A 26,609-nucleotide genomic window follows, 5' to 3' on the forward strand; every position below is an offset into this window, starting at 1 on the left:
GGCGCGCAAATTAGTCGCCCCGGATGGCTGATTCAAGCCGGTTTCCTGTTAGGGACGGGCCCTTGCCCTTTTCCAGCGCGGGCCTTTCTGTCATAGCGACCGCGACACTCTGTCTTCCTGACCATTGAAGGATCGCACCATGAACCGGAATCTTCTGATCGCAGCGCTGATCGTCGTCCTCGCGGGCGGCGGCTACTGGTATTATTCGTCGGCGCAGAAGGCCGCCGAAGAAGCCGCGATGGCCCAGAAAGCCGCCGAAGACGCGGCCGCGGCCGCCAAGAAGGCCGAGGAAGAAGCCGCCGCGAAGGCCGCCGAAGAGGCGAAGGCCGCCGAAGAAACGGCCGCTGCCGCCGCGAAGGCCGCGGAAGAAGCCGCCGCGAAGGCCGCCGAGGAGGCCGCAGCCGCCGTCACCGAAACCGCGACCGGCGCCGCCGAAGCGATGTCCGATATCTTCGACCCCGCGAACTTCGACGCCGACGCGGTCAACGCGGCCATCGACGGCTCGTCCCTCGACGACGCGACGAAGGCAACGCTGAAATCGGCGGTCGAAACCGCGAAGGACAGCCCCGAGCTTCTGAAAGCCGCGCTCGACCAGGTCAAGGCCGCGCTCGGCCTCTGATCTCGGCCAAGGAAGGACGGCCGCGCCCGTCGGGCGCGGCCGTTTTCGCGTCCGGGTTCCTGTCGGATGTCCGGCTTGCCGGACCTCGCGCCGGGGCTTCACGCCGATCCGGCGGCCGGATCACCTTCCCGAACTGATGCGGAACGGCACGTCGAGCCTGGCCAGATGGTCCAGGATCGCATAGGCGAACAGAGCCTGGCCGAACATCTCCAGGCATTCCTCGACGAGGACCTGCAGGTAGTAAAGCCTGCCGAAGCCGACCCTGGATACCGTGTAGGATTCGATCGCCTCCATCCCAAGCGCGCCGCCGACGAAGATGGCGCCCGACGCAACGAAGAGCAGCGCGGTACGACGAGGCAGCCGGCGCAGGAAGCCCACGTAAGCGAGCGCGACGATTGTCGTGAAGACCGCCCCCGGCACGATCCACGGGAAGGTCAGCAGACCCTTCGCGTCGAGCAGGCGTGAAACCGCCACCCCGATCGCCTCGTGGATGACAAGCGATTCGTCGAGCGACAGGAAGGCGAAGATCGCCGACAGGAAAAACCAGTGCAGCCCGGAGCCTCGCCCAAGCTGGCGGATGGCCGTGCCGCTGAACCACAGCAGCACCATGTTGAGCGCGAGGAGGAAGGCCGCAAACCAGGTCGGTACCGCGCGTTCGGTCTGCAGCATGACCTTCCGTGCAAGGCGCACGTAGAACCCGTCCGCCGCCTTCATGCCCTCGACATAGACCGGCATCGAGATGAGATGCAGGAAGCCGAAGACCAGGATGATGACGGTCAGGAGCCTGAGCACATGCGCGGGGTCGAGCATGACCGCGGACGGAGATGTGGACATGGAGGAAGGCGCGGCTCGGGACGCGACAGAGAAATTCGCGTCCGCTGTGGAGGTATCGATTGGCAAAATTGCACCTGAAAATACAATGGTCGTGCCGGCAATCAGCACCGGGCAGCACGGGTTGTCAATCGAACTCTGCCGCGGACCGGTTTGAAGCCTCCAACGGGTGTGCCGTTGGTGCATATCCGTCAACAGTCCGGCCGAAGATGCGGGGGTTTAGATCCCGTCGCCGACAAAGGCCTTTTCGACCACGTATTCCTGCGGTTCGGAATTCGCGCCCTCGCGCAGGCCGAAGCTTTCCAGCACCGCCTTGACGTCGTGGTTGAACGCAAGCGATCCGCAGACCATGGCGCGGTCAAGTTCCTTGTCCATCGGCGGAATGCCGAGATCGGCGAAGACCTTGCCCGAAGTCAGGTTGTCGGTGATCCGGCCCATATGGGCGCTCTCTTCCCGCGTGGTCGTCGGGTAGTATTTCAGCTTGTCGCCGACGAATTCGCCGATCAGCGGATCGTCCTTCAGGCTCTCGACCAGTTGCCGGCCGTATTCCAGCTCCGCCGCCTCTCGGCAGGTGTGCATCATCACGACCTGCTCGTACTTCTCGTATGTTTCCGGGTCGCGCATCAGCGAGGCGAAGGGCGCGATCCCTGTGCCCGTGGCGAGGAACCAGAGCCGCTTGCCCGGCAGGAGCGCGTCGAGGACCAGCGTGCCCACCGGCTTCGGGCGCAGGATGATCTCGTCGCCCGGCTGGATGTGCTGGAGCTTAGAGGTGAGCGGCCCGTCTGGCACCTTGATGGAGTAGAATTCCAGCTCCTCGTCCCAGGAGGGCGAGGCGATGGAATAGGCCCGGAGCAGGGGTTTGCCGCGCTCGTCCAGAAGCCCGATCATCACGAATTCGCCGGACCGGAACCGCAGCGACTGCGGCCGCGTCACGCGGAACGAGAAGAGTCGCTCGGTCCAGTGCCGGACCTCGGTCACGGTCTGGGCATCGGGCAGCGTGCGGACGGGTTTGGCAGAAGCGTCGTTCACGGTTTTCAGATCGTTCATGTTCCACAAGGGCGCGCATTGCCCGCCCATCCTTCTATGCAGGTTTTCGAATTGGGGAAACCCCGGGATCAGGCTTTCAGCCGCGACCGATAGTCATGCTCGCGCCAGTCGGCGCGGAAGACCCACTGCGCCTCGGGCTGCCGGGCAGCGAGGTCGTCGGGGATTTCGACCTCGTCGAAGCCCGAGCGTCGGGCCATCGCGTACTGGTCGGAAATGACCGGCCCCGCCGCGCGAAGCCGCCCCGCATATCCGCGCCAGCGAAGCTGACGGGCGAGGGTGAAGCCGCGCCCGTCAGAGAAGGCCGGGAAAGCCACCCGGATAAGGTCGATCCCGTCGAAGCTCCGGGGCAGGGCCTCGGGCAGGGTGTCGGCGGCGATGTCGATTGCCTTGTCGCCCTGGTAGTCCTCGGCGTGAAAGCCGTCGTCGCGCACGATCACGCTCATGCTGCGGTCTCCTTCGCTTCGTTCTGCGGCAGCGGGCCGCGCACGGCCTTTCCATCGATGAAATGGATGCCGCATTCCTGTTTTTGCGTTCCCCGCCAGCGACCTGCGCGCGGATCCTCACCTTCCTTGACCGGACTCGTGCAGGGCGCGCAGCCGATCGAAGGATAGCCGTTCGCGACCAGGGGATGGCGCGGCAGGCGGTTGTTGACCATGTAGTCCTCAAGGTCTTCGCGGCCCCAATGGGCGAGCGGGTTGACCTTGAGCCGCTTGTCTTCCTCGTTCTCGAAGAACTCGAGCGCGGCGCGGGTGCCCGACTGGAAGCGCTTGCGACCGGTGATCCAGCCATCGAAACCCAGAAGCGCGCGTTCGAGCGGCACGACCTTGCGCAGGTTGCAGCAGGCGTCAGTGTTGAACTGGTGAAGCGTGCCGTCCGGATCCTCGAAATCGGTATCCCGCCGGTCGGCGCGGATGGTGCGGACATCGGTGAGGTTCAGCTTGTCGGCCAGTTCGCGCTGGTATGCCAGCGTCTCGGGAAAAAGCATCTGGGTGTCGATGAAGATCACCGGCGTGCCGGGCGCGATGACCGAGACGAGGTGCAAGAGCACGACCGATTCTGCCCCGAACGACGAGACGAGCGCCAGGCTGCCGACCTCGGGGTCGTTCAACGCGCGTTCGAGCACTGCCGTCGCCGAATGGTGACGGTAGCGGTCGTTCAGCGCCGCGACCCTTTGGTCCAGCGAAGGGAAAGGCGCCTCAAGCGGCATCGCGGGCCGCCTCGGCGGGGTAGAGCGCGGCCTTGAACGGCTCCGCCCCGAGACGGCGATAGGCGTCGAGGAAGGTCTCGCTCCGGTCGTCGCGGAGCGCGAGGTAGGCCCGCAGCAGCCGTTCGATCGCCGGCACGATCTCGTCATAGGCGAAGCCGGGGCCGGCGCGTTCGCCGATCACCATGTTTTCGGTGTGATCGCCGCCGAGCGTGATCTGATAGTTTTCCACCCCGGCGCGGTCGAGCCCGAGAATGCCGATATGGCCGACATGGTGATGGCCGCAGGCGTTGATGCAGCCCGAGATCTTGATCTTGAGCGCGCCGATTTCCTCCTCCAGCCCGATGGCCTTGAAGTGCGTGGCGATCTGGGTGGCGACCGGAATCGACCGGGCGGTTGCCAGCGTGCAGTAATCCATGCCGGGGCAGGCGATGATATCCGAGACAAGGCCGATATTGGCGGTGGCAAGCCCATCGGTCTTCAGCGCCGCGTGCAGCGCCGGCAGGTCGGATTTGTGGACATGCGGCAGAACGACGTTCTGCTCGTGGCTGATGCGCAGCTCTCCGTGGCCGTACCTGTCCGCCAGATCGGCCAGCAGGCGCATCTGCGCCGAAGTGGCATCGCCCGGCGTGGCGCCATGCGCCTTGAGCGAAACGGTGACGATGGCGTAGCCCGGCGCGCGGTGCGCCGTCAGGTTGGTATCGCTCCACGAGCGGAAGACCGGATCGGCGCGGCGCGCCTCGTCATAGGCAGCCGTGGGGGCGGCGCGGAAGGCCGGGGCGGTGAAATGGCCCTCGATCTCGCGCAGCACCTCCTGATCGGCGCCGGAGAACTCGGTACGGGTCTGCTTGAAGCGTTCCTCGACGGCGTCGCGGAACTTTTCCATACCGTTCTCGAACACGGTGATCTTGACGCGCGCCTTGAACTTGTTGTCGCGCCGGCCCATCACGTTGTAGGTCGAGACGATCGCCTCGAGATAGGGCAGAAGGTCGGCCTTCTTCAGGAAGGGCCGGATCACCTGCGCCACCATCGGCGTGCGGCCAAGCCCGCCGCCCACCAGCACCTCGTAGCCGGTCTGACCGGAGCCGCCGCGCACGATGCGCAGGCCAATATCGTGCGACTTGGTCACGACACGGTCGTTGGGTGAGCCGGTGACGCCGATCTTGAACTTGCGCGGCAGGAACTGGAATTCGGGATGGTCGGTCGACCACTGGCGAATGAGCTCCGCCGTCGGGCGCGGATCCTCGATCTCGTCGGCGGCGGCGCCGGCGAAATGGTCGGCGGTGACGTTGCGGATCGTGTTTCCGCTCGTCTGGATCGAATGCATCTGCACGTCGGCCAGAGCTTCGAGGATGTCGGGCACGTCCGACAGTTTCGGCCAGTTGAACTGGATGTTCGTGCGCGTGGTGAAGTGGCCGTAGCCCTTGTCCCAGCGGTCGGCGATCATCGCGAGCTGGCGCATCTGGTCGGGACTGATCGTGCCGTAGGGAATGGCGATGCGCAGCATGTAGGCGTGAAGCTGGAGGTAGAGGCCGTTCTTCAGCCGCAGCGGACGGAATTCATCTTCCGTCAGCGAGCCGTCGATGCGGCGTTCCACCTGGGCACGGAACTGGGCGTTGCGCCGGCGGACGAAGGCTTCGTCGAAGTCGGAATATTCATACATGGCCGGCCTCCTGCTTGCCGTGCGGATAATTCGATGGGCCGCGGGTTCGGAATTCCTCTCGGAAATGCACCGGCTCGGGCCCCTGCGCCCCGCGCTTCGCGTCGGCGAGGTAGGCGCCCACGACGAGGTCGCGCTGCCGGTCCGCCTTGAGGAGCCGGATCTGGGCATGGGCCTCGTCCTCGATCAGCTCCGCTTCGGCGTGGTCGCGGGTCCAGCGGTCGTCGGCGGTGAGGTAGACCACGTCGCCCTCGATCAACGCATTCGCGGTGACGACTTTCGGAGTGAAGGCGCGGCTCATGGAACGGTCCTTTGTGGCGAGGCGGCTTTGTTCTCGCCCTATATAGGAAATTTTCCCATAATGGCGCCAGATACCCTTGCCAATAAGGATGAATGTTCCGTACATCGGCAATACTTGGACCCGCATTTCAGATTCGGAGGGAAAAGCGAATGTCTGTCCGGCTCGACGAGGTGGATCGGAAAATTCTTGGCCAGCTGCAGGAGGATGCCGGGCAGTCGCTGGACGAGATCGCCCGCAAGGTCGGCTCGTCGAAGACGCCGGTCTGGAACCGAATCCGCAAGATGAAGGACGCCGGCGTGATCGGCCGGCAGACGATGCTTCTGGATCCCGAGTCGCTCGGGCTGGAAGCCTGTTTCTTCGTGCTGATCCGCACGTCGGAGCACGAGGCCGACTGGCAGAACAAGTTCCTTCGGGCACTCAAGGCCCGGCCCGAAGTGATGGAGGCGCACCGGCTGGCGGGCGACATCGACTATATCCTGAAAGTGCGGGTGAAGAACGCCCGCGCCTATGACACCTTCTACCAGGCGCTGATCTCGGAGGTGCGGATCTACAACGTGACGGCGCTTCTGAGCATGGAGGAGATCAAGTCGACGACCTTGCTGCCCCTGTGACGCGTCCGAGGCGCTGCCCCGGACCCCGGGATATTTCCGGCAAGATGAAGGGGCAGGGCGTTTCGGGATCGCGTTGCATCTGAAGTCGAGCCTGTCTTGTTCGCATTCGGATCCGTGCCGGTCCGGACAAGACGCGAAACGCCTTAGCCTTTGCACATCAGTCTTTCGAGGCCGTGGAAGTGGTAGAGGTTGGCGTAGCGCGGCGGTTCGGTCACTGAAAGGCCGGGGAGGCGCTCAAAGAGGATCGGGAGCGCGGTCTGAAGTTCGAGCCGTGCCAGGGGCGCGCCGACGCAGAAATGCAGGCCCGCGCCGAAGCTGAGGTTCGCCTTGACCGGGCGGTCCGGGTTGAAGCGAGCCGGTTTTTCCCAGAGGCCGGGATCCCGGTTGGCGGCGGCAAGCAGGCAGCCGACCTCGTCGCCGCGGCGGAAGCGGTGGCCCGCGATCTCGACGTCTTCGTAGGCGTGGCGTGTGAAGAGGTGGAGCGCGGGGTCGTGGCGGAGGATTTCCTCCACGGTGCCCTCGACCCGGTCCGGCGCGAGGGTATCGGCGCCATACCCGTTTTCGATCAGTGCTTTCACGCCATTTCCCAGGGTGTGGACCGTCGCTTCGTGTCCGGCGTTGAGGAGGAGGATGCAGGTGGCGATGAGTTCGTCCGTGGACAGTTTTTCGCCATCGGCCCCGGCGGCGATGAGGTGGGTGAGGAGATCGTCGGCGGGCGTCGCGCGGCGGTGGTCGATGTGGCGGAGCAGGAAGGCGACGAACGCTTCTGTCGCGGCGACGGCGGCATCCTCGGTCGCGCGGGTGCGGCGGGCCTGATACATGCCGACCATCGCGTTCGACCAATTTAGGAGGTCGTCCGCCCGGTCTTCCGGCACGCCGAGGAGGCGGGCGATGATGATGACCGGGAGCTTGCGGGCGAAATGGTCGAGAAGGTCGAACTCGCTCGCGGGAAAGGCGTCGATGAGGTGGTGGGACAGCGCCGCGATCTCGGGCGCGAGGGCGGCGATGCGGCGCGAGGTGAAGGCCCTGAGGACGAGCGAGCGGAGCCGCGTGTGCCGGGGCGGCTCCAGTTCCAGCATCGAATGCGCCTCGACCGCGTAGAAGGGACGAAGGTGATCCGGGACCGGGCAGCGCTTTTCCTCGGGCAGTTCGCGGCCGAAGCGGCGGTCGCGCAGGATCGCGCCGACGGCGGTGGCGGAGGTGGCGCAGACGAGGCCGTACTCCTCCCAGCGAAAAAGCGGGCCAGCCTTTCGGGCGCGGTCGTAGAACGGGTAGGGGTTCTGGACGAAGGTGTCCGCGGTCGGGGATTGGCTGAGGGTCTGCATCGCGGCTCCGGACACGGTCGGGGCGAGCTAAGCCGAGTGGCGCGCGGGTTTCAAGCCATGCGGTCGCGGCCCTGGGCGATGATGACGCCAAGCGCGACCACGGCGGCGCCGACGCCTTGCCCCCAGCTCCATCCCGCGCCGAAGGCGAGCGCGAAGAGCATGACGTAGAAGGGGGCGATATTGATGTGCATCGAGGCGACGCCGATGCCGAGCCCGGCGACCCCGACGAGGAAAAGCACCTGCGACAGGGCGAGCGATCCGATCGCGTAGACCGCGAGGTAGCTCCATTCGTGCGGTCCGATCTCGGCCCAGGGAATGCCGTCGCCGCCCAAAGCCGCCCAGCCGAGCTGCACGATGATCAGAGCCACGGCCCCGCCTGTCAGCGTGACGGCGCTGCGCGCCAGCGCCGAACAGCCCGGCAGGGCCATGACCGACGCGCGCGATCCCCAGCTGAAGACGACGACCGAGGCGAAAGCCGCGAGCGCGCCGAGCCCCATGTCGAGATGCCCCATCCGCGCGGCATGGGTGGCGACGCCGCCCGCGATGCTGAGGATCAGCCCGGTGACGAGCCGGACGTTCAGCCGCCGTCCGTCATGGAGGCATTCAAGCGCGATCCCCGTGACCGGCATCGTCGCGGCGATCACCGCGACCGTGATGCCGTCGGTGCGTTGCTGCGCGAAGATGAGAAGCCACGTGCCGAGCCCGAAGCCGACGGCGCCGACCCGGAGCCCTTTCTGCCAGTCGACGCGGCGCAAGACCTCGCCGCCCTCGACAAGCCCCCAGACGGGGACGAGAAAGAGGGCCGCCAGCGCCATGCGCAGAACGGCAACCGTCAGCGGGGGGAGCGTGGCCAGAAGCGCATCGGCGAGCGGAAACCCCACGGCCCATATCGCCATCGAGGCGATGCAGGCAAGGTTCGCCCAAAGCCTCGGGTTGCGCGGCGCGGGGAATTCGGTGGCTGTCGACACGTCGGACGTGGCTCCGCGCAGGGATCGGTCCGGCGGATGCTGTCACGTCCGTTCCCGCGCCCGCACCTCCGGGAGCGACAAAAAGGTCGGGAATGTCAGCTGGCGTCGAGCGCCGCGACGATCGCGCCGAAATCGGCGGCCTTGAGGCTCGCGCCGCCGACGAGGGCACCGTCGACATTCGAGGTCGCGAAGATCTCGCTTGCGTTCGAGGGCTTGACCGAACCGCCGTAGAGGAGGCGCATGTCACCGGCATCGGCGAAGCGCTTGGCGAGTCCGGCGCGCAGGAAGTCGTGCACCTCCGCGATCTGGTCGAGGGTCGGTGTGCGTCCGGTTCCGATGGCCCAGACCGGCTCGTAGGCGATGACGGTATTGGCGGAGGTCGCGCCGGCCGGGACCGAGCCTTCGAGCTGGGCGCCGATGACATCGAGCGTTTCGCCCGCGTCGCGCTGGGTCTCGGTCTCGCCGACGCAGACGATCGCGACGAGGCCGGCGGCATGGGCGGCCTCGGCTTTGGCCCGGACGAGGGCGTCCGTCTCCCCGTGATCGGCGCGGCGTTCGGAATGGCCGACGATGACGTAACGCGCACCGGCATCTGCGAGCATCGCCGCCGAGACGTCGCCGGTATGGGCGCCGGAGACCTCGGGGTGGCAATCCTGCCCACCCACCGCGACCGGCCCCTTGCCGGCCTTCCAGGCCATCTGCGCGACCAGCGTCGCCGGCGGGCAGATCAGGACGTCGCAGCGCGGCGCGGGATGGGCGGCCGCCAACGCCTCGATCTCGGCGAGGTTCGCCGTCGTGCCGTTCATCTTCCAGTTCCCGGCCGCCAGTTTCCGCCGCATGATCGCCTCCCTCACCGCAATTCGTCCAATGCCTGCCCGGCGAGTTTGCAGGCGAGCGCGGGATCGTCAAGCGCGGCATGCGGCAGCCGCCAATACGGCATGGCCGTGGTCTTGCCGCCATCGCGGGAATAGGTCCAGCGGTCCCATCCCTCTTCGGTCATCCGTTTCGCGAAAGCGCCGGCGCCCTTCAGCCAGATAGAGCCGTCGGTATGCAGGATCGAGAAGATCGTGCCGTCGCGGTAGAGGCAAAGCCCGCCCATCATCTTGCGGGTGGAGAGGGGGCCGAGATCGTCGAAAAGCTCAAGCGCGAAGGCGATATCGGCGTCCGAGACGCTCATCCGCGCGGGGCGCCGGCGTCGGGCATGTCCTTGAACTTGATCGACTCGCCGCAGCCGCAGGCCTCGGAGACATTGGGGTTGTTGAACTTGAAGCCGGATTCGAGGAGCGATGTCTCGTAGTCGATCTCGGTGCCGAAGAGGAACATCTGCGCCATCGGCGCGATCATCACCCGCGCGCCGTCCTGCTCGACGACCTCGTCCATCGGGCCGGGCTCGGCGGCGAATTCCATCGTGTATTCCATGCCCGCGCACCCGCCCTTCTTGACGCCGACTTTCAGCCCGTAGGCGCCGTCCTTGGCCATCAGGCGGGTGATCTGCGCCACCGCGCGGGGGGTGATCGTCACCGGGGATTTGCCGGGAATGCCGAACATGGATGTCTCCGTTTCCTGCCCCCAATCTAAGGCGCGGGCGCTCCGATCTCAATGGGGGGCAGCGCTGCGGCGAGCCAGAGCGTCGCATAGGCGGCCGCCAGCGCCCATCCGAAGGAGGCCAGCGTGCCGATGATCACGTATTCGCTGGCATGCTGGTTCTTCGAGGCGGTATCGAAACGCAGCACCGACTTGGCGGCGATCAGGAAGCCGATGCCTGCGGGTTGTCCGACGAGGACGAACAGGAAGATCAACGCCCGTTCGAGGTTGCCGATCATGCGGCCGCCGTTCGGCAGCCCTTTCGGCAGGTCGTCGGGCTGATAGTCGAGCATCAGGAACCCGACCGCGAATCCGCCCGCCCGCACGGTCAGGATGGCGCCGGCGAGATAGGCCATGAGCGCCGGTGCCGCCGGTACGCCCGCCCAGATGCCGCCGTCCACCAGATCGGGCCGGAACCAGGCGAGGACGGCGAGGCTGAGAAGATGCGCGCCCTGGTCCGCGAGGAAGGCCGCGAGACTGGGGGCGGCGATGCGGGCCTTCGCCGCGTCGATGGCAATGTGGACGACCGCAAGCGCCAGGACTTCCCACGAGTCGATCCGGCCGGTCGCGGCCTGCGCCGCTGCCAGCACGATCGCTCCGTGCAGAAGAAGGGCCGGAAACCGCCGCTTGTTCGCGGCGATCCAGCCGGTCTGGAAGACGAAATCGGCGAGCGCGTGGGCAAGCAGGAGCGCGGCGAAGGTTTCGATCATGGCGCCGGATCCCACTCGTACTTCTGCATTGCGTGGATCGCGTTCTCCATCGCCTGAAAGCCGGCACCCGTCAATCGCGCCTGCATCGCTTGGCGCGTGATGCCGAGGCGCTGCGCCAGTTCGTCCTGCGTCTTCCAGTCGTCCCGAAGCGCCATCGCCATCGCCTCGGCCTGCGGTTGCGTCAGGCGGTTGGCGATCCATTCGGCCATGTCGAAGAAGGCCGCCTGCCAGTCGCGGTCGGCGACTCCGTGAACGGCCTTGTCACGGCCCCCGGCGATGGCGAGACGCCGGTGCTTCGGCATAGCGTCCAGTTGGCTGCCAGAGACGAAGAAGGCCGGTCCCGAAGCATCCGACAAGTTGGCCGTTCCGAGGTTGTCCCAGGGGCCGACGCCGACCGAGATGCGGGTTTCGATCTGGTGGTTCCCGGCTTTGAGGTCGGCGATGATGATCAGTGCGGCGCGCAGGGCCCAACCCGCGCGTCCGAGAACGATCTGCCAGCCGTCGCCACGGAAGCGGGTGAAACGGGTCTCGGCATCGATCATGTCGGAGAGCGTGCGCGCCGTTGCCGCTATGCGGCCCATCGCCGCCTCGATCTCGGCCGTGTCATGCTTCTGCGAGGCAACGAGATCGCCGGTCAGGACCGCGACCACCTTGTCATATGCCGTCAAGTCATTTGGATTGCTTTCCATGAAGCAAATCATATGACTTTCTATTTAAAAAGCAACCATATTGGCTTGCCTACATGAAGCCAAGCTCAAGCCGCGCCTCGTCGGACATCATGTCCATGCCCCATTGCGGCTCGAACGTCATCTGGACATCGACCTGCTTCACGCCGTCCAGCGGTTCCACCGCGTCGGCGACCCAGCCCGGCATCTCGCCCGCGACCGGGCAGCCCGGCGCGGTCAGGGTCATGACGATTCCCACCTCGTTCTCGGGCGAGATGTCGATCGTGTAGATCAGGCCGAGGTCAAAGATATTGACCGGAATTTCAGGGTCATAGACCGTACGGCAGGCCTCCACGATCCGCTCGTAAAGCGGGTGGTCTGTTGTCGATGGCTTGATCAGCGGCGTGCCCTCGACCGGGGCGGTGGAGTCGGCGGTCATCTGTGTCTCGCTCAGTTGTTGAGTGAATATATAGGGAATTGCGCGGGGGGCGTAAAGACTGCCCGCATCCGCCCCCGTTCGCGCCGGGCGCGCAAGAAAAGACTTGCGCCCGCATGTGCGGGCACTCCGCCGGATCACGGCCCTTCAAAAGCCGTGTGCGACCGGATAAGAGCGGCCCTCATGACCACACGCTTTTCCTTCGACGTCGCCGCAACCGACGGCCGCGCCCGGACCGGGACCATCCGCACCCCGCGCGGCGACATCCGCACGCCCGCCTTCATGCCGGTCGGCACGGCAGGCACCGTGAAGGCGATGCTGCCCGAATCCGTGCGCGCGACCGGCGCCGATATCCTGCTTGGCAACACCTATCACCTGATGCTGCGCCCGACCGCGGAACGGATCGCGCGGCTCGGCGGGCTGCACCGCTTCATGAACTGGGACCGGCCGATCCTGACCGATTCGGGCGGTTTCCAGGTGATGAGCCTGGCCGCCCTGCGCAAGCTCACTGAAGAGGGCGTGCGGTTCTCCTCCCATATCGACGGCTCCAAGCACATGCTCAGCCCCGAGCGCTCGATCGAGATCCAGCGCCTTCTCGGCTCCGATATCGTGATGTGTTTCGATGAATGCCCGGCCTTGCCCGCGACCGAGGAGGAGGTCGCGACGTCCATGCGGCTGTCGATGCGCTGGGCGCAAAGGTCACGCGACGCCTTCGGCGACCGGCCGGGATACGCGCTTTTCGGGATCATGCAGGGCGGGGTGACGCGCGCGTTGCGCGAAGAGAGCGCCGAAGCGCTGAAGACCATCGGATTCGACGGCTATGCCGTGGGCGGCCTCGCGGTGGGCGAGGGGCAGGAGGCGATGTTCTCGGTCCTCGACTACGCGCCGGGCTTCCTGCCCGAGGACAAGCCCCGCTATCTCATGGGGGTCGGCAAGCCCGACGACATCGTCGGCGCGGTGGAACGTGGCATCGACATGATGGACTGCGTGCTGCCGTCGCGCTCGGGCCGCACCGGGCAGGCCTGGACCCGGGCCGGTCAGGTCAACATCAAGAATGCCCGCCACATGGACGATCCGCGCCCCCTCGACGCGACCTGCACCTGCCCGGCCTGCCGGAAGTATAGCCGGGCCTATCTGCATCACGTCTTCCGGTCGGGAGAGATCATCGCGTCGATGCTGCTGACCTGGCACAACCTGCATTACTATCAGGAGCTTATGCAGGGCCTGCGCGACGCGATCACGGAGGGACGGCTCGCCGCCTTCATCGCCGACTTCCACGCGACCCGCGCGGCGGGCGATATCGAGCCGCTGTAGCCGCGCTGCCGTTCGACCGGAATGGGCGGGCGCCGTTTCGCTTTGCGCGAGACCAAGGTTCTGATATCCCGAAGACCATTGATACGAAGGATATAGATGCTCGCTTCGATCCAGTTTCTTCGTTTCGTGGCAGCGCTCATGGTGACGGTTTACCATGCGCAGTCGGCGGCGTCGAAAGTTGGCGGCAGTTTTCCGCAATGGTTTCTGGACCTTGCATGGATCGGGGCGGCAGGCGTTCCGGTCTTCTTTGCGATCAGCGGCTTGGTAATGCGCTTCAGCTCGGCACGGGAATTCGGGAATCCCGGCGCGCCGGCGGCCTTCATCGCGCGAAGGGCCCTGCGCATCTATCCGGTCTACTGGTTCGTTGCCTTGCTTTTCCTGGCGTTCCCACCGCTCTACCTGGTCGGCTGGCCGGAGGATGCCTTGCGTGTCGCTCCCGCGCTCTTGCTTCTGCCCGGCTATGCGGCCGGCATCATCACGCCCGGATGGACGCTGGCCTATGAGCTCTACTTCTACGCGGTGTTCGCGCTTTTGCTGTGGCTGCCTGCCGTCACGGCGGTCGCGGCCCTGACGATCTTCTTCCTCGCGTCCGTGGCGGCAAGCACGGTTCTGGCCGGCGTGAACCCGTTCCTGGGCCTAGCGACCAATCCCCAACTGCTGATCTTCCTTTCGGGCGTCCTGTTCGCGCACTGGATACTTCGCGATGCCGGTGCGGCCGGCGGCGCCCTGTCGCGCGCCCTGGCACGCGTGCCCGCCGTCATTCCTTTCGCGATCGCGATACTGGGGTTTGCCGTCGCACCCATCCCGCATCATCAGGGCGTCCCGCCGACCCTGACGCTCGGGCTGCCGTCGATCATGCTCGTCGTGGCGGCGGCGCTCGCCGAGGCACAAGGGCGCGTTCCGCGCTTCGTGAGGACATGGGCATGGCTTGGAGACAGCTCGTACGCGCTTTATCTGGTTCACACGCTGGTCATTTGGCACGCGGCTTCATGGCTCGGCCCGCATGGCGGCAATTTTCCGGCCGGCGTTTTGCGGGTCGTGGCGCTGGTGATCGTGTCGCTGGCCGCCGGGTTTGCCGTTCACTACGTCTTCGAGCGGCCGCTGATGGGCTGGCTGCGCCGGCGGAGGCGGTCGCGATCCGTTTCCCGGCAATAGGTGCCGCGGAACACCCGGTCGAAGACCCTGCACACAGAAGCGCCTTATCCGTGCGTCAGGTAGATCGACATCTGCTTGAGCGTCATGTGCACCGATGGCGACAGCGCCTCGACGTTTTCGGTGAGATCGTGCAACTCTGTCAGATCCGCCTTCAGCCTGCCGATCTCCGCATCCGTCGGTTCGCGGTCGGAACGCGAAAAGCCGGCCATGCTGCGCTTCCCGTTGCGCGTCAGTGCGATCACGGCGCCGTATTTCAGCCCGTACTCCCGCGCGCGCGCCATGACGGCGGCGGGGTCGTCGAGTTCGCTCCAGCGGATCGTTCCCTCGTTCTCAAAGCCCCAGCGCACGACCGGATCGTTGAGGACAAGCCCTTCGCGCGAATAGGTATCGAGCCAGTCCTTGGCATAGGACTGGAAGAGGTATTTCGGCGATGTGAAGCGGACATGGAGCGCAATCGCGAATCCCGCGGGGCTTGCCTGATGCAGGCGGGCCAGAAGGGCGCTGATCCGATCTTCACTGTCCATGGCGTTCCTCGCGTCCCATAGTCTTCCTTCGCCCGGCAATCCGTGGCATATCCTGACAGCCGCCACAACTCTGGGTCGTCCGAAATTGACCCGCCTGCACGCGAACGGGATGAAGATAGCATGGAACACGCCGCGACCGGGCGCGAGTTTTCCTACATTGCACCGGCTGGCTACTATATCGCGCTTCGCGTTGGGTTCGCATTTCCGATCGCCGAGACGAACGCTCTGCCGGACGCCTGGGTCGAGTATTATACCCAGCGCGGCTATATGCTCCACGATCCGGTCATGCAGTGGCTTTATGCCAATTCCGGCGCGATCCGCTGGAGCGACATCGCGCTGCCGGATCCGCGCGGGATCTTCACTGAGGCCGCGTGGCACGGGCTGAAATTCGGTGTCGCGATTTCCTGCGCGTCGACCGGGACGGAAGGCCAGCGCAGTTTCGGTTCCTTCGCGCGGTCGGACCGGGAATTCACGGATGAGGAGATCGAACTTCTCTCCCATAAGCTGCGGCGCCTGCACGAGGCGACGGCGCCGCCCACGAACCTGACGGAGGCCGAACTCGAAGCGCTCCGAATGGTGCGTGACGGGCTCTTGCTGAAAGAGATCGCGAGCGACCTCGGCGTGTCGGAAGGCGCGATCAAGCAGCGCCTGAAGAACGCGAAACTCAAGCTCGCCGCGAAGACGATCAGTCAGGCCGTGTCGATCGCCGTGGGCTACGCGTTGATCTGAGGGTTTCCCCTGGAGGACCGGCGCGCGCGGCGCGGAAGGCGCACCACACACTTATATGGCGAAACTATGGCTTAGACTCGCCGATTAGGATTTTTCCCGTTTCAGGTTGATGCTCTAATCGCCCTGCCTATCAGGAGGGGCATATCATGGAAAACATCACTTTCGACCTGCTCAACATGCACCAGCACGGCGCGGCCTTCTACGACTACCTGAGAATGCGCAAGCGCGTCTTCGTCGATGAACTCGGCTGGGAGATCCCGCACAACGATTTCGTCGAGATGGACCAGTACGACAACCCGATGACCCATTATTCGCTCGTCGTCCGCGACGGTCGGGTGATCGGCGGCGCCCGCGCTCTGTCGACCGTGGCCGAGTGGAACGGCGCGGGTTGCATGCTGAACGACGTGCTGGAGGGCAAGCTGCCGACGATCCCGAAAAGCGTGATCGACGGGCCGATCCGGACACCGCTTGTCTGGGAATGTTCGCGGCTCGTCATGGCCGAGGACATCGGCGCGGCCGAAGAGCGCGCGGAGTGCCTGTCGCTGATCGTCGACGGTCTGGCGGACATGGCGCGGTCCCAGGGTGCGTCGGAACTGATCTCGCTCACGCGGCTGCCGCTTCTCAGAGCGCTGCGGCAGCTCGGCTGGGCGTGCGACCGGATCGGCCAGCCCTACACCCAGGACGGACGCAGCTACGCGGTGCTCAGCATGCCCGCCGACAAGCTGCGTCCCGCCATCGCCGCCGAATGATCCGATGAGCGACGGACCCGCCGCCCGGCGCGGAGGCCGGGCGGCGATGGTCTGGGCGGTGGATCGGACCTCGTCAGCGGAACGGGCGGAGCGATGCCGTCTGAGCGCAGGTCGAGCGTTTGCATCCTTGCCCTCGCGGCCGCGCAACGGCATTGTGTGAGGGCGTGTCCGCCCGACCGGTTGAAGCGGGGGCGTGGCTTGCATAGATAGAGCGCGGAACGGAAAGGGCCGGGTGCCGCCGACGATCGGGGCCGGTGTCCTTTAGCCGAGAACAGGATACGCGAATGAACGAAAGACTTTCCCCCAGCTTCCCCGTGTTGCCGCTGCGCGACATCGTGGTGTTCCCGCATATGATCGTGCCGCTTTTCGTGGGCCGCGAAAGATCGGTCCGGGCGCTGGAAGAGGTGATGCGCGAGGACAAGCAGATCCTTCTGTCGTCGCAGATCGACCCGACCCAGGACGATCCCTCGACCGACGGGATCTACAAGGCTGGCGTCCTTGCGAATGTGCTTCAGCTTCTGAAACTGCCCGATGGCACCGTGAAAGTGCTTGTCGAGGGCAAGAGTCGCGTGCGCATCGTCGAGTTCATCGAGAACGACGCCTATTTTGAGGCGGAATGCGAACCGCTGACCGAAATGCCCGGCGATCCGGCCACGGTCGAGGCGCTATTGCGCTCGGTCGCCGAGGAATTCGAGCGCTATGCCAAGATCAAGAAGAACGTGCCGGAAGAGGCGCTTTCGGCCGTGGCCGAAAGCCGCGAGCCCGCGAAGCTCGCCGACCTCGTCTCGGGCCATCTCGGGATCGAGGTGAACCAGAAGCAGGAGCTTCTGGAAACGCTCGACGTCGCCGAACGGCTCGAGAAGGTCTACGGCCTGATGCAGGGCGAGATGTCGGTCCTTCAGGTCGAGAAGAAGATCAAGTCCCGCGTCAAGACGCAGATGGAGCGCACCCAGCGCGAATACTATCTGAATGAGCAGATGAAGGCCATTCAGAAGGAGCTGGGCGACGGCGAGGACGGCCAGAACGAGGTCAACGAACTGGCCGAGAAGATCGCCAGGACCAGGTTCTCCAAGGAGGCGCGCGACAAGGCCGAGGCGGAGTTGAAAAAGCTCAAGTCGATGTCGCCGATGTCGGCCGAGGCGACGGTGGTGCGCAATTACCTCGACTGGCTGCTGAGCCTGCCCTGGGGCGTGAAGTCCCGGGTCAAGAAGGATCTGAGGAAAGCCCAGGAAGTCCTTGATAACGATCACTATGGTCTGGAAAAAGTCAAGGAGCGGATTGTCGAATATCTGGCCGTGCAGCAGCGCAGCCAGAAGATGAAGGGGCCGATCCTCTGCCTCGTCGGCCCTCCGGGCGTCGGCAAGACCTCGCTCGGCAAGTCGGTCGCCAGGGCGACGGGACGCGAGTTCATCCGCATCTCGCTCGGCGGCGTTCGGGACGAGTCGGAGATCCGCGGCCACCGGCGGACCTATATCGGCTCCATGCCCGGCAAGATCATCCAGGCGCTGAAGAAGGCGAAGACGACGAATCCGCTCATCCTGCTCGATGAAATCGACAAGATGGGCCAGGATTTCCGCGGCGACCCGGCTTCGGCAATGCTCGAGGTGCTCGATCCCGAACAGAACGCGACCTTCATCGATCACTATCTCGAGGTCGAATACGACCTCTCGAACGTGATGTTCCTGACCACGGCGAACAGCTACAACATGCCGTCGCCACTTCTGGACCGGATGGAGATCATCCCGCTGGCCGGCTACACCGAAGACGAGAAGCGCGAGATCGCGAAACAGCATCTCATCCCGAAGCAGGTCAAGAACCACGGGCTGAAGAAGGCCGAGTTCAAGCTGACGGATGCGGCGTTGCAGGAGATGATCCGCACCTATACCCGCGAGGCGGGGGTGCGGAACCTCGAACGCGAGATCTCCAAGCTGACGCGCAAGGCGCTGACCAGGATCGTCCGCAAGGACGTGACCAGCGTCGAGGTGACGCCCGACAATCTCGAGGACTTCCTTGGGGTGAAGCGGTTCCGCTACGGGCTGGCCGAGAAGGAAGACCAGATCGGCGTCGTCACCGGCCTCGCCTGGACCTCCGTCGGCGGCGACCTTCTGTCGATCGAGGCGCTGAAACTGCCCGGCAAGGGGCGGATGAAGACGACCGGCAAGCTCGGCGACGTGATGAAGGAATCGATCGAGGCCGCGTCCTCCTTCGTCCGGGCGATCAGCCCGGAGATCGGGGTGAAGCCCCCGGTCTTCGAGAAGATCGATATTCACGTTCACGTGCCGGAAGGTGCGACGCCCAAGGACGGGCCGAGCGCAGGCGTGGCGATGGTGACCTCCATCGTCTCGGTCCTGACGCAGATCCCGGTCAGGAAGGACATCGCCATGACGGGCGAGGTGACGCTGCGCGGCAACGTGCTGGCCATCGGCGGGTTGAAGGAGAAGCTTCTGGCGGCGCTCAGGGGCGGCATCAAGACGGTGCTGATCCCCGAGGAGAACGCCAAGGACCTGCCGGAAATCCCGGACAATGTGAAGGCGGGGCTGAAGATCATCCCGGTCAGCCATGTTCGGGATGTGCTGAAGCTGGCGCTCGTCAAGATGCCGGAGCCGATCCAGTGGGACGCGGAGGCGGAAGAGGCCGCCGCGAAGGCCGCGCTCGCCGAGAAGGGCGACGGGGCATCGGCGACGGCGCACTGACCGATAGGGCCGTATGACAGGGGCAGGGCGCGGCGAATGTCGCGCCCTCGTTCGTTCGGCCCGCTCGAAGGCACCGGACACCGTGAATGCCGCAATTCCCGGCGGGGACAGGCCGGCGCCCGCCCGAAGTCATGTCGGGTTGCAGGCGGTGCCGCGGGTAATCATGTGCAGGGAAGGGCGGGAGATCACCTTGGGCAAACTGCGCCTCGCCCCCAGCGGACCAGCTGGATTGTCGATGATATATCTGTAGTCTGCGGTGAACTTCCGGACGGGACGGCTCGGCAATGACGGCGAAGAAGGCCAAGACCGCATCGCGCGCAAAGGCGCCGCGTCGCGCAGCGCAGACGCCGGCGCAGCCGACGAAGGCAGCACCGCCCGATCCGGTGTCGGCAGACGCCGAGCCAGCGGTGCAGGCGCAGGTTCTGCGGAAGAAAGACCTTTTCAAGCGGGTGGCGGCCGCCACCGGGGCGAAGGCGGGCGATGTCAGGCTGATCACCGAGGCGGTTCTCGACATCCTCGGCAACGCGCTCTCCGCCGGCGAGGCTCTGGCGCTGCCGCCCTTCGGAAAGGCCCGGGTCAACCGGCAGAAAGACCTCGCAACGGGCGAAGTGCTCATTGTCCGGCTCCGTCGCGGGGGACAGGGCGGCCAAGCCGCGCAGGGCGGGAACGAAGCTCTTGAAGAGGCCGGCGAATAGCGCTAGGTAGCCCGCCGACGGGTGATTAGCTCAGTGGTAGAGCGCTTCGTTCACATCGAAGATGTCGGGGGTTCAAATCCCTCATCACCCACCACGATTTTTCCCTTTAAAATCAAGCACTTACGGGATCGGACGGTCCAGAATGTATGGTAACTACCCCCAATAATGTATGGTAACTCGGGGAGGGTAGGGGACTGGATTCGGTATGGGGCGGGTTTTGGGGGTTTGGGTGGGCCGCGTTAGCGGCTGGGCAAAAAGAAGGGGCGTTCGCGTGAGGTACCACGAACGCCCCAAGTGCGGCGGGCCAGAGTTCCGCCGATTGATACGCGGCCCGGCTAAAGACCCCTCTTTGAAGCCGGACCGCGCTGGGTGGGGGTGGGCCACTCATCCGCGCCCGCACCCAATTCTTTAACCGCGTGGGTTCAGCGTTCCGCCGTACCGGGCAGCATGTGCGATTTGCTCCTGAACCATCGCCCGCAATTGATCCACCACGGCCTTGGCCACCTGCCCGCCGTGTTTCTGGTCTGCGGCGGGGTCCCCGCTGGAGCCCTCAACCGTGACGTTCGCTGTAATCGGTCCCATGTTGATGACGGGCGCGGCATTTCCGTTTGCCGCGTCTCCGCCGTTCATTTCAACCGGGACCTTGCGGCCCTTGCTAAGCGGAATGACCGCTTCATTCGGGTGCAAGATGGAAGGAATGCCGGACGTGTTAGCGGTGCCTTGGGCGAAGTGTGGGGCGTGCGAAAACGCCGCCATAGTTGCGTGAGCTGACGACATTGCCGGGCGATCACTGAAACCGCCTTCCGAATGGGCCGGGAAGAGGAAATTCAGGATACCACCTCCGACACCAGAACCGGAGCCATCAAACCCAAAGAGTTGGAGGAACGCCTTGGTCGTTTGATCGGCTAGGACGGATGCTAGTGCGCTGACCATCGAATCCGCGAACGACTTCGCGCCAAACTCGCCCGTTTTGAATAGCTCTTCGAAGCTGTTTTTGAGCCCGTCAATCGCCGTGCTTTTGATCGTGTTTGCCGCTTCCTGATACGTGGGCACGGACTCTAGAAACGCCTTCACAGGATCGTTTGCCGCTGCCGCTTCCCGGTTCGCGCGCGTCTGGGCGTCGATTTGGCGGAGTATCGCCATAGTCGCGGCGTCTACCTGCCCGCCCATCAGGACCGCCGCTTCGCCGTACAGTTTCGAGGCCTCGGCAGATTGGAACGTTGAGTCCGCGATTGCCTTGTGTGCCAGCTCCTGAGCCCGGAGATTCTGCAACGTGTCCTTCAAGGACTCGTTGTATTTTTGGAGGTCAGATTGACGGCCTTTGCCGCCCCCGGATCGGTCCGACTTCATCGAGTCCGAAAGCTTCTTTTGAAGCGCCGCGCCTTCTTTGGCCAATTCGTTCAACCGGGCGATATCGCCCGCGCGCTTTGCCACCTCGTCAAGGTTGAGGTTGCCCGACTTCGCCCCGGCTGCGATGAAGTCATCAAGTTGAACCTGACGATCCGCAGCCGCAGCGGCATAGCCCCCGCCGATCTGGAGTCGTAGGGATGCGTTCGCGCGCTCCATGTCTGAAATCTGTTGCCCGATAGAGCGCTGCAAAGCCCCGAAAGCCGAAGGCATGTTCGCGACCGTGGCCAGCAAGCGCGCGGCTTCATCTGCCCCGGTCCCGATCTCGATTGCGAGGGCATTTGCCGCCTTGCTTGACCGGTCCGTGGCGGTGGACGTGTCGTCTTGGCTTCGCGCTAGCCGAATGCTCGCGTCTTCCGCTTCAATGATCTGGGCGAGCATATCCTTGGCGGAGTCGGAGCCATTGTCGAAGCCCCCCGAAACCTCTTCAAAGCGTTGGCGGAGGCGGGTCAAGGCGGCGCTCTGGTCTTCAAACGTCGTCGCGTTCTTAACCTGAGTCATTAGGTCTTCGATCTGGCGGACGGCGTCGTATGTGCCCCCCGTGATCTCTTTCAGCCCGTCGCTTGCGGTTGTAAGCCACCCGTCAGGAATCGAGTCCTGTATGCTCTGGACCATGTCCCGGTTTGTGCCCATGGCCCGGAATTTCTCGACCCGCACAAGCCGGTCTAGATGCTTATCCAATTCGGCGTTCAACCGCCCGTAACCGTCCACCATGTCACCGATACCATTCCGGGCATTGGTGGAAGCGGAGCGAAGCGCCGAAATATGGTTGTTCGCATCGCCTAGCGCGTCGGCAAACGATTTGACTTCATCGTCTGCCCCGGTGAGGGCCTGAAACAGGGCCGCGCCAAGGGCGATCACGCCAATGGTCACCAGCGAAACTGGATTGATCATGCTCATGAAGCCCGCGCTAAGCGTGCGGAGAATTGCCGCGCGCGTCCCGAGACCGTTGAGCATCTGACTGACCTGCGTGCCCTGTTGAAGGGCCAATTGGAGCGGGTTTTGCCCCGCTGCCATCATTACAGCGATATCGTTAAATTGGCTGGCCATGTATGCCGTTTGAAAGCCGGAAACGCGGGCATTTGCGCCCATGCCCTGCATAGCTTTTCCCGTCGAGACGGCGGCAAGCTGAGTGCGTTTCACCTCGTCTGCAAGGTCTTTGAAGTCGGCCCGGGCCGAGCGGATGTCGGTCGTGTTCGTGGCGGTTGCCAATCGTCCCTGAAGGCGTGTTAGGGCCCCTTCAAGCTCTGCTAGACCGCTATTGTCGCCGATCATGGCCATGGACGCGGACAGGCGCGAAACGTCATTCTGCGACGTCCTGAGGGCCGTTTGAGATGCGATCTGCAAGCGCTTGAACATATCCGCCGCGTGTTGCTGCGAACGGGATAGCCCATCGGTGGCGTTGGTGGTCGCCTTAATTCCCGTGAGGTCGGGCTTGGGGGACTTGGACAGGGCGGTAAATGCACCAGCGGAGTCGCGTTCAAGGTCTTTTACGGCGCGCTTGATCGCGGCAATCGCGGACGTGAATTCTTTCGAGCCCTGCCGCGCGGCAGAGGCATCGATTTTTAGTCGAATATCGTGAATTTCGGACATGGTAACAGACGAAGATTGCGCGGTCGGTCGCGCGGAGTGGGTCAAAATGTCGGGTAGGGCCAGCGGGGGAAAGGCGCGGGCGGTGGGGGAAAAGGGACAAAAACCTCCGCCCGCGCCTATCTTCGGCTGGTAAGCCCACATTACCACGACACGGGCCGGGCGCAAAATTTCTCCGTCAAAATGGGTCACGTTCGGTGTGTAACTTTTTTTCCAGATTCTGCCGGAAAAATGTGGGCGGATACTGTTGGAATGGGTGGGGGTGGGTCTGCCCGGGCGGGTCCCCGGGTGCATTTTTTGGCCACTAGAACCGGCGGTTGCTCCGGTATTTCGACGCAGTGACTGAGCGCCTTTCAGGTCCCCGGGGTATATACCGTCATGGAGCCCCCCGAGGCCCTTTTTACGGCGTCTGAGGCCCCTAACGGGGCACGCCCTACCCATCCGCAACACCCTTTCAGCGCCCATCTGACGCAGTCTGACGCCACACCAGAAAGACGCTGAATCCGTCCCCGCTACGCGGGCCACCATCACCAATCCACCAACTGAATCCCCGGACCGGCACCACACCAAGACGCGCCCCGGGCCCGTCCTGACACAGGAAAAACGATGCGTCAGGCGATGTGGTAAGACGGGCGCAGCGGACAGGCTGAGACGATAAAGGCCGCGTTAGCGGCGCGGCCCGGGTGGTGGTTTGGTGGATTAGGCTAAGCCGCTGACGCGGCGGCGGGCGCAGCGGCCTAGCTGGCCCTGTACACGCCTGCCTTCGTCAGCATCTGGCGCACGCTGTTGGCGTTGTAGACGGTGCCATTAGACGTGTGGCCAGCCTCTGCCAGCTCTGCCGCGATCTGGCGCAGGCTGCGGCGTGTGCCGGTCTTCGGGCTCTTCCTGTACAGGCGCTTTGCCAGCTCCACCGCGTCAGCGGGGACAGGCTTACGGCCCTCGACACGGCGGCCCAGCTCGGCACTGCGGCGGTCCCTAGCCCCTTTGAGCTTGGCCACGGTCTGTTGCCTATCGAAGGCGCTGACGGCCCCTAGGATGGTGCGTACTAGGGTGGTGGTGGGCGTATCGTGTAGGAAGTAATCCGGCGCGGTGGTCGGTATCAGATCGACTCCGCGTTCCTTAAGCATGCGGTGGCCCAGCTCTTGCACGATAGCGTCACGCGCGAACCGGTCCGGGGATTCAACAAGGATGGTGCGCGTGCCATTTGATAAGACCGCGTCTAGCAGGGCCAGCATGCCCGGGCGGGTGTCGATAGGGTCCGCGCCCGAAACGGCAGCATCATAAAAGCTTCCGACGATCTCGAATCCGCGCGCCCGGGCGAAGGCTTCGATAGCGCGGAGCTGGCGCTTATCGGAGTCCTTGTCCGCGCCCACGTTTGTAGCCGATGAGGTCCGCAAATACGCGAAAGCGGGAATCTTCTTAGAGGCCATTTCTACACCCTTTCAATTACTTAGTGCCGTCTCACGTTATCTATCTGAGGGTAGATAACGATTTGTTCAAGGGGGAATCGGTGAAAAAACGAGTCGAATCAGCGATTTGAGTCCGCGTTAGCGGGCTTTTCCGAGTCTATTTGTGTGATTATTTAGCGTTACAGTGTAACATTTCGTGAGTTGCTTTCCGCTCGGTCGGGGGCCGCCGGATGCATGTTTTCTGCCGTTGCCGCTATTATGCCTCACGCGCGCAGTCGTGCAGATACTATCATCCAAGTCCGGAAGAACGTTTGTTGAACAAGCGTCTGGTGACCGGTATAGTTGCTGCAACGATAGGTTCAGTGAATTCGAGCAGCATGACAATCATTACTCCGCAAGTCCTAGAGGATGTTTCATCTTTCAACGAAGCCGAGGTTCGCTTCCATGTGCTCGATCCACTACTACGAAAATTGGGCTACCCCGGTGGAGACGATGTTTATCTTAAGCTCGAAGAGAAGCTCGACTATCCGTATTTTTTCATCGGGCACACAAGCAAGAAGAAGGACCTACCGCTAGGGTTTCCGGATTATCGGGCTGGTCTCAAAGGTAGGCGTGGCAGCTTTGTCGTCGAAGCGAAAGCGGCGACCGTGGGTCTTACAGAGAAAGATGTCGAACAAGCGCATTCGTACGCCGCGCACTCTCAGGTAGGGGCAAACTACTTTGTTTTAAGTGACGGGGCACAAGTAGCGGTCTATGAAACCCTATCAGGAGGTCAGGCAACGCCAATCATCCTTCTTAAAATAGATGAACTGGATGCGAGGTTTCACGAGCTGGAGAACGTCCTTTCGCCTGCCAACCTCGAAAAGAACTGCCGGGTGAATTACGACAAGGGTCTAAAACTTTGTGATGGGTTGGGCTCGTCGGTTAAAATTCATTCCGGCGAGTACGCAATGAAGGATTGGGCGTTTCGGATACTCATCGACGAAAAGGACTGTACTGAGGCATTGAAAGCATCGGTGCCACAGATCGCCGAAGTGGACGGCCAGCTTGCAATGATGCAAAAGGAGTTTCAACTTCGGGTTGGAGAAGGGTTGTCAAAACGCGAGGCTGACGGGAGGATTGTTGCGGAAGTAAGCTTTGTAGGAGTAACAAAAAATAATCTCGCCGCAATGAAGTTACTCGGAATTGATCGGATGGCGTTCGCCACAAATACCCAGTTCATTTCAACCTCCCCTGATGATCCTACGATTTTTGAGTCCACCGCAGACTTCTCATTGGAAAAGGGCACTATGGTTCCCCCACTCTTTGGGGACGCCGTGCCAATGGACACAAACGTCAAGGGCGATATGTTTATCACGGCACGGATGCACAAAGATGGCGACGCGATACTCGGGGAATATGCCGCGGTGGCCGATTATTGGCTCGACGTGCCGATGGTTGACAATATGAAGATGGAGTTAGATTTTATCGGAACCTTCGTGCTTCGTTTGAGTGAATAGGAGCATTCAGATGGTCCGGGAAATACTTCTCTCGGCAAGCTGTGCTGCACTCCTAGGCACCGCAGCCGTCGCTGGGCCTTGCTTTGAAGCTGTCGAAGCTATGAACTTCGCGTTGCAGGGTCTACCTGACGAAGGCGTGACAGCGATTTCACTCAAGGCGGAAGGGGAAACTCGCTACGTCCTATTTGTTGCCTTTGAAGCGAAGCGAGACGGAGGCCCGAATAATAATACAGCTTCTTGGCGGCTCATCGAACGCCAGAAAGAGAGCCTGACTTATTGTCTGGCAGGGGCGGGTAGATCATTGGAAGTCCTTGAAAGCCTCCACGCCATACCGGGATTTGATGCGGAATTTGGTCTGCCGGGTTCGTCCAAACGTCGCTGCAATGACGAGGCAGACGGACCGCTAGGCAGTGTCGCCGTGCGGGCGTGGGCGAACAAGGAACTTGGGCCTAGCATGGTGCAGGTTTTCGGCGAACCGTTCAGAGGAGATGCTTTCACGGTCCTACTTGCCGAAGAGGGCGTCCAAGGTAGTTATCCTTGGATACTCCTTCAAACCCGAGAGACACGAAACTGCTATTACGCGCGAGGTGACGATTCTTGGTTCGCTACTAACTTCAAGATGCGGGCGGACTTGAAACAGAACCCGGATACGTTGTCCCCGTTGGAGTAGGTGACGAACTTCGATACACTTGAATGAATTTGGCGAACTGCCGGTTCGTTGGGGCAGTCAAAGGCTTATCTGGGCGTGCGCATGCGCGAAAACCCCTTATTTATAAGGCCGGGCGGACAGGGCGGACGGGCGGATTTCGAAATCCGCCCCAAAAACCCCTTATTTATAAGGCCGGGCGGACAGGGCGGACAGGGCGGACTGAAATTATATAGTT

The 26,609-nt window shown here is 63.5% G+C and carries 27 protein-coding genes and 1 tRNA gene; 11 read left to right on the top strand and 17 right to left on the bottom strand.

Annotation, left to right across the window (positions count from 1 at the left end; all coding sequences use genetic code 11):
- The first annotated feature begins 139 nt into the window (after positions 1-139).
- Positions 140-619 (top strand): hypothetical protein, encoded by a 480-nt coding sequence (locus V5734_RS09085; RefSeq protein ID WP_347313179.1) that lies wholly within the window; start codon positions 140-142, stop codon positions 617-619.
- 120 nt (positions 620-739) lie between these two features.
- Here the strand turns inward: V5734_RS09085 and V5734_RS09090 are convergent, their stop codons facing one another.
- From V5734_RS09090 to V5734_RS09115, 6 genes are all read right to left on the bottom strand, one after another.
- The gene (locus tag V5734_RS09090) at positions 740-1,453 is read right to left on the bottom strand and encodes a hypothetical protein (protein WP_347313180.1); all 714 of its coding nucleotides are present in this window, start codon (positions 1,451-1,453) and stop codon (positions 740-742) included.
- A 216-nt stretch (positions 1,454-1,669) separates the two neighbouring features.
- Entirely contained in the window at positions 1,670-2,497 is an 828-nt protein-coding gene (locus V5734_RS09095; RefSeq protein ID WP_347313181.1) for a ferredoxin--NADP reductase, read from the bottom strand.
- A 68-nt stretch (positions 2,498-2,565) separates the two neighbouring features.
- Positions 2,566-2,940 carry a DUF934 domain-containing protein gene (locus V5734_RS09100; protein ID WP_347313182.1) on the bottom strand — a complete coding sequence of 125 codons (375 nt, stop codon included), beginning with the start codon at positions 2,938-2,940 and terminating at the stop codon, positions 2,566-2,568.
- Positions 2,937-3,704 (bottom strand): phosphoadenylyl-sulfate reductase, encoded by a 768-nt coding sequence (locus V5734_RS09105; RefSeq protein WP_347313183.1) that lies wholly within the window; start codon positions 3,702-3,704, stop codon positions 2,937-2,939. Before V5734_RS09105 ends, V5734_RS09100 begins: the two co-directional genes overlap by 4 nt.
- A complete protein-coding gene (locus V5734_RS09110; protein ID WP_347313184.1) occupies positions 3,694-5,364 on the bottom strand; it encodes a nitrite/sulfite reductase in 1,671 nt (556 codons plus the stop codon). The genes V5734_RS09105 and V5734_RS09110 overlap by 11 nt, the downstream gene beginning before the upstream one ends.
- On the bottom strand, positions 5,357-5,662 hold the full coding sequence (locus tag V5734_RS09115; RefSeq protein ID WP_347313185.1) for a DUF2849 domain-containing protein: 306 nt from the start codon (positions 5,660-5,662) through the stop codon (positions 5,357-5,359). Before V5734_RS09115 ends, V5734_RS09110 begins: the two co-directional genes overlap by 8 nt.
- 149 nt (positions 5,663-5,811) lie before the next feature.
- Here V5734_RS09115 and V5734_RS09120 point away from each other — a divergent pair, with 149 nt between their 5' ends.
- Positions 5,812-6,273, top strand: a complete 462-nt coding sequence (locus V5734_RS09120) for an Lrp/AsnC family transcriptional regulator (RefSeq protein ID WP_347313186.1) — start codon at positions 5,812-5,814, stop codon at positions 6,271-6,273.
- 143 nt (positions 6,274-6,416) lie between these two features.
- On the opposite strand, the gene V5734_RS09125 is transcribed toward V5734_RS09120, so the two are convergent.
- From V5734_RS09125 to V5734_RS09160, 8 genes are all read right to left on the bottom strand, one after another.
- Entirely contained in the window at positions 6,417-7,598 is a 1,182-nt protein-coding gene (locus tag V5734_RS09125) for a cytochrome P450 (RefSeq protein ID WP_347313187.1), read from the bottom strand.
- Positions 7,599-7,648: 50 nt separating this feature from the next.
- Entirely contained in the window at positions 7,649-8,566 is a 918-nt protein-coding gene (locus V5734_RS09130; protein WP_347313188.1) for a DMT family transporter, read from the bottom strand.
- A gap of 95 nt (positions 8,567-8,661) precedes the next feature.
- On the bottom strand, positions 8,662-9,405 hold the full coding sequence (tpiA, locus tag V5734_RS09135) for a triose-phosphate isomerase (protein WP_347313189.1): 744 nt from the start codon (positions 9,403-9,405) through the stop codon (positions 8,662-8,664).
- Positions 9,406-9,416: 11 nt separating this feature from the next.
- Positions 9,417-9,743 (bottom strand): TfoX/Sxy family protein, encoded by a 327-nt coding sequence (locus V5734_RS09140; RefSeq protein WP_347313190.1) that lies wholly within the window; start codon positions 9,741-9,743, stop codon positions 9,417-9,419.
- On the bottom strand, positions 9,740-10,114 hold the full coding sequence (locus V5734_RS09145; protein ID WP_347313191.1) for a HesB/IscA family protein: 375 nt from the start codon (positions 10,112-10,114) through the stop codon (positions 9,740-9,742). Before V5734_RS09145 ends, V5734_RS09140 begins: the two co-directional genes overlap by 4 nt.
- Positions 10,115-10,140: 26 nt before the next feature.
- Positions 10,141-10,860: a DUF3307 domain-containing protein gene (locus V5734_RS09150; RefSeq protein WP_347313192.1), complete on the bottom strand. Its 720-nt coding sequence runs from the start codon at positions 10,858-10,860 to the stop codon at positions 10,141-10,143.
- Complete coding sequence (locus tag V5734_RS09155; protein ID WP_347313193.1) at positions 10,857-11,549, bottom strand: hypothetical protein; 693 nt, start codon at positions 11,547-11,549, stop codon at positions 10,857-10,859. Before V5734_RS09155 ends, V5734_RS09150 begins: the two co-directional genes overlap by 4 nt.
- A 49-nt stretch (positions 11,550-11,598) precedes the next feature.
- Positions 11,599-11,964, bottom strand: coding sequence for an SUF system Fe-S cluster assembly protein (locus tag V5734_RS09160; protein WP_347313194.1), 366 nt, complete (start codon positions 11,962-11,964; stop codon positions 11,599-11,601).
- Between the two features lie 180 nt (positions 11,965-12,144).
- On the opposite strand from V5734_RS09160, the gene tgt reads away from it, so the two are divergent.
- Both tgt and V5734_RS09170 read left to right on the top strand, forming a co-directional pair.
- Positions 12,145-13,275, top strand: a complete 1,131-nt coding sequence (gene tgt, locus V5734_RS09165) for a tRNA guanosine(34) transglycosylase Tgt (RefSeq protein WP_347313195.1) — start codon at positions 12,145-12,147, stop codon at positions 13,273-13,275.
- Between the two features lie 96 nt (positions 13,276-13,371).
- Positions 13,372-14,430: an acyltransferase family protein gene (locus V5734_RS09170; RefSeq protein ID WP_347313196.1), complete on the top strand. Its 1,059-nt coding sequence runs from the start codon at positions 13,372-13,374 to the stop codon at positions 14,428-14,430.
- A 44-nt stretch (positions 14,431-14,474) separates the two neighbouring features.
- Here V5734_RS09170 and V5734_RS09175 read toward each other — a convergent pair whose 3' ends face one another.
- The gene (locus tag V5734_RS09175) at positions 14,475-14,954 is read right to left on the bottom strand and encodes an autoinducer binding domain-containing protein (protein ID WP_347313197.1); all 480 of its coding nucleotides are present in this window, start codon (positions 14,952-14,954) and stop codon (positions 14,475-14,477) included.
- 120 nt (positions 14,955-15,074) lie between these two features.
- Between V5734_RS09175 and V5734_RS09180 the strand changes: the two genes are divergently transcribed.
- From V5734_RS09180 to V5734_RS09200, 5 genes are all read left to right on the top strand, one after another.
- Complete coding sequence (locus tag V5734_RS09180; protein ID WP_347313198.1) at positions 15,075-15,683, top strand: autoinducer binding domain-containing protein; 609 nt, start codon at positions 15,075-15,077, stop codon at positions 15,681-15,683.
- A gap of 146 nt (positions 15,684-15,829) precedes the next feature.
- Positions 15,830-16,432, top strand: coding sequence for an acyl-homoserine-lactone synthase (locus tag V5734_RS09185; protein WP_347313199.1), 603 nt, complete (start codon positions 15,830-15,832; stop codon positions 16,430-16,432).
- 284 nt (positions 16,433-16,716) lie between these two features.
- Entirely contained in the window at positions 16,717-19,125 is a 2,409-nt protein-coding gene (gene lon, locus V5734_RS09190) for an endopeptidase La (protein WP_347313200.1), read from the top strand.
- A gap of 284 nt (positions 19,126-19,409) precedes the next feature.
- A complete protein-coding gene (locus V5734_RS09195) occupies positions 19,410-19,820 on the top strand; it encodes an HU family DNA-binding protein (protein ID WP_347313201.1) in 411 nt (136 codons plus the stop codon).
- A gap of 19 nt (positions 19,821-19,839) precedes the next feature.
- Positions 19,840-19,914: transfer RNA gene (locus V5734_RS09200), tRNA-Val, on the top strand.
- A gap of 314 nt (positions 19,915-20,228) precedes the next feature.
- Here the strand turns inward: V5734_RS09200 and V5734_RS09205 are convergent.
- A complete protein-coding gene (locus V5734_RS09205; protein ID WP_347313202.1) occupies positions 20,229-23,009 on the bottom strand; it encodes a phage tail length tape measure family protein in 2,781 nt (926 codons plus the stop codon).
- A 545-nt stretch (positions 23,010-23,554) separates the two neighbouring features.
- Positions 23,555-24,247, bottom strand: a complete 693-nt coding sequence (locus V5734_RS09210) for a recombinase family protein (RefSeq protein WP_347313203.1) — start codon at positions 24,245-24,247, stop codon at positions 23,555-23,557.
- Between the two features lie 293 nt (positions 24,248-24,540).
- Here V5734_RS09210 and V5734_RS09215 point away from each other — a divergent pair, with 293 nt between their 5' ends.
- Positions 24,541-25,725, top strand: coding sequence for a type I restriction enzyme HsdR N-terminal domain-containing protein (locus tag V5734_RS09215; RefSeq protein ID WP_347313204.1), 1,185 nt, complete (start codon positions 24,541-24,543; stop codon positions 25,723-25,725).
- A 10-nt stretch (positions 25,726-25,735) separates the two neighbouring features.
- The gene (locus V5734_RS09220; protein ID WP_347313205.1) at positions 25,736-26,395 is read left to right on the top strand and encodes a hypothetical protein; all 660 of its coding nucleotides are present in this window, start codon (positions 25,736-25,738) and stop codon (positions 26,393-26,395) included.
- Positions 26,396-26,609: the final 214 nt, after the last annotated feature.

The organism is Defluviimonas sp. SAOS-178_SWC (assembly GCF_039830135.1).
In the GTDB taxonomy this organism is placed as follows: Bacteria; Pseudomonadota; Alphaproteobacteria; order Rhodobacterales; family Rhodobacteraceae; genus Albidovulum.